This is a genomic window from Streptomyces phytophilus, assembly GCF_013870535.1.
Taxonomy (GTDB): Bacteria; Actinomycetota; Actinomycetes; order Streptomycetales; family Streptomycetaceae; genus Streptomyces; species Streptomyces phytophilus.
Genome location: NZ_JACBXC010000769.1, coordinates 1 through 2,920 on the forward strand (window position 1 = coordinate 1; position 2,920 = coordinate 2,920).

General features: G+C 72.7%; 4 protein-coding genes. 1 reads left to right on the forward strand and 3 read right to left on the reverse strand.

Going from position 1 to position 2,920, the window contains the following annotated elements:
* On the forward strand, positions 1-802 hold an 802-nt coding region (locus H5J30_RS24945), incomplete at its 5' end, for a xanthine dehydrogenase family protein molybdopterin-binding subunit (protein WP_181789605.1).
* Between the two features lie 8 nt (positions 803-810).
* On the opposite strand, the gene H5J30_RS24950 is transcribed toward H5J30_RS24945, so the two are convergent.
* The 3 genes from H5J30_RS24950 to H5J30_RS24960 form a co-directional block, all read right to left on the reverse strand.
* On the reverse strand, positions 811-1,821 hold the full coding sequence (locus H5J30_RS24950; RefSeq protein WP_181789606.1) for a glycine betaine ABC transporter substrate-binding protein: 1,011 nt from the start codon (positions 1,819-1,821) through the stop codon (positions 811-813).
* Positions 1,822-1,874: 53 nt separating this feature from the next.
* Positions 1,875-2,690: an ABC transporter permease gene (locus H5J30_RS24955; RefSeq protein ID WP_181789607.1), complete on the reverse strand. Its 816-nt coding sequence runs from the start codon at positions 2,688-2,690 to the stop codon at positions 1,875-1,877.
* The coding region (locus tag H5J30_RS24960; protein WP_220189331.1) for a CBS domain-containing protein at positions 2,687-2,920 on the reverse strand (234 nt) is incomplete at its 5' end. The genes H5J30_RS24955 and H5J30_RS24960, both read right to left, overlap by 4 nt.

The window sequence follows — 2,920 nt, forward strand, 5'->3', positions numbered from 1 at the left end:
GAGCCAGGGCTCCCAGGCCCTGGTCCGCCACGAGGGCGGCGGCCGCTGGACGGTGCGGATCGGCGCGGCCGACATCGGCACCGGGACCTGGACGACGCTCACCCAGATCGCCGCCGACGCGCTGGACGCGGCGCCCGACGACGTGACGCTGCACATCGGCGACACCGCACTGCCCCCGGCGACGGTGGCCGGCGGCTCCTCGGGCCTGGCGTCCTGGGGCTCGACGGTGCTCGCGGCCGTCCGCGCCTTCCGCGAGCAGCACGGCCACGACCCGGCGCCGGGCGCCGAGTCCCGCGCCGGCACGCCGGAGAACCCGGACGGGAAGAAGTACGCGCTGCACTCCTTCGGCGCGCACTTCGCCGAGGTGCGGGTCGACGCCGACACCGGCGAGATCCGCGTGCCGCGGATGCTCGGGGTCTTCTCCGCGGGCCGCATCGTCAACCCGCGCACCGCCCGCTCCCAGTTCCTCGGCGGCATGACCATGGGCCTGTCGATGGCGCTGCACGAGCACACCGTGCTGGACCCGCGCACCGGGCACGTGGTGAACGACGACCTCGCCGACTACCACATCGCGGCGCACGCGGACGTCCGCGACATGGACGCGGTCTGGCTGGACGAGGAGGACCCGCACAGCAATCCGATGGGCACGCGCGGCATCGGCGAGATCGGGATCGTGGGATCGCCGTCGGCCGTGATCAACGCGGTGTTCAACGCGTCCGGCGTGCGCGTACGGGACCTGCCGGCGACCCCGGACAAGCTGTTGGTCGAGGGTTCACATCTCGCCGTTCCGACGGCGCTGTAGGGCCGTCCTCACGAGCCGATGAATCCGTTGGTGCGCAGGAAGTGCAGCGCCGCCTCGTCGGCCGTCTGCCCCTGGCGGTCGACCATGTCGAGCAGGTCGATGACGGTGTCCTCGGTGAGCTTGTCGCCCAGTTCCCCGGCCAGCTCCTTCAGCTGCGGGTTCTCCCGCAGTGTCTCCTCCCGGACGGTCAGGGCGGCGCGCTCGGTCGTGAAGTGGTTCCGGTCGTCCTCCAGCACCTTCAGGTCGAGCGACTCCAGCCGCGAGTCGGTGGTGAAGACCTCCGCGAACCGGCAGGGGCTGCCCTTGGCGACGTTGACGAAGTTCAGCGCGAACGCGTTCTGGTAGACCTGCGGCGTGGGGATGTCCAGACCGTACGTCTCCTGAAGCGGCGTCAGCTCGCGGTCCAGGAACTCCGAGGCACCGCACAGCGTGAGCTCGTCCGGGTGCTCCTCCTGCAGCTCGCGAAGCTGGCCGAGCCGGTCCACTTCGCCGGCGGGGCCCGGGGCGTCCGCGGCGCGGGCGATGGCGTACTGGTCGCCGAACCGGGCCGGGCCCAGCCACCGGATGCCGTTCTTACGGGCGTCCTCCCCGGCGGTGGCGCGCAGTTGGGCCATCTCGCCGGGCACCGGGCGGTCGTGGCCCAGGTACTGGGTCCACCCGGTGCCGGCGTACTCCCAGTACAGGTCGACCTCGCCGCTCTCCAGCGCCTTGCGGACGATCGCGGAGCCGTTCAGACCGGTCTGGTCCTTGACCTCGGCGCCGGCGGCGCGCAGCGCGTAGAGCGTGATCTTGCCCAGTACCTGCTGCTCGGTGAACTCCTTGGAGCCCACGGTGAACTGCCGGCCGGAGAGGTCCAGTTGTCCGGCCAGCGAGCCGCCGCGCAGTTCGGCGGCGCTCACCGACGCGGCGTTCGGGCCGGCCGAGCAGCCCGCGAGGGCAAGTGCGGCGAGCGCGCAGAGCGTCGCGAGGCCGCGGCGTACGGCCCGTCCCCGCCCGCTGCGTACGCCTCGCCTGGTCATCGGCACCACGGTGTGCCTCCGTCTCTCGTCTGGGGTCCGGGTGGGGCGGGGGGTCACAGGCCGCGCGGGCGCAGGAGGTCCTCGGCGATGCCCGCCAGCCAGTCGATGAGCAGGGCGAGTACGGCGACCAGCGTGCTGCCGGTGACCAGGACCAGCGTGCGGCTGGAGTTGATGCCGTTGGAGATGACGTCGCCGAGGCCGCCGGCGCCGATGAACGTGGCCAGTGCAACGGTGCCGACGGTGATCACCAGTGCGGTGCGGATGCCGGCCAGCATCACGGGGGCGGCCAGAGGCAGTTCGATGCGCCACAGGATGCCGCCGGGTGTCATCCCCATCCCGCGTGCCGACTCGATCACCGGCGCGTCGACCTGCTGCAGCCCGGCGATGGTGTTCCGCAGCACCGGCAGCACGCCGTACGCGACGAAGGCGATCAGGGCGATCTGCGTGACGCCGAGGCTGACGAAGCCGACCGCGAGCAGCACGATCAGGCCGATGGACGGCAGCGCCTGCGCGATGCTGACGACGGCCAGGATCGCTCCCGCGAACCGGCGGGCCCGGCTCCGGGTCAGCAGCACGCCGAGCGGCAGGGCGATGGCCAGGATGAGCACGGTGGCCAGCGCGGTCAGCTCCAGGTGCTGCAGGGTGCGGCTGACCAGGTATTCGGAGTTGAGGCTGCGCTGCTCGATCAGGTCCAGGTCCTGCCGTGAGACGTACACCGCGAGGACGGCGAGGACCAGGCCGAGGACGACGGGGGTGGCGGCGTACCGCAGGACGGTGGCGGCGGTGGAGCCGCCGGTCCGGTCGCTCCGCGGGGCGCCGGCCGCCGGGGTCCGGCCGGGTGCGTCCGCGAGGAGGGGCGGGGCTGTCACGGTGACTGCACCTCCTGTGCCTCGGGGACCGTACTGCCGGGTGCGCGCGTCGGGCCCGCGGCGTTCATCAGCTCGCGGATCGCGTCCATCTCCAGCACCCCGCGGTAGCGGCCGTCCCCGTCGACGACGGCGACCGCGGCGGAGTTCACCGACAGCATGCGGTCCAGCGCGTCGAAGAGGGTGTCCCCGGGCCCCAGTGTCCCGATCACCGGCACCTCCTCGCCGGGCCC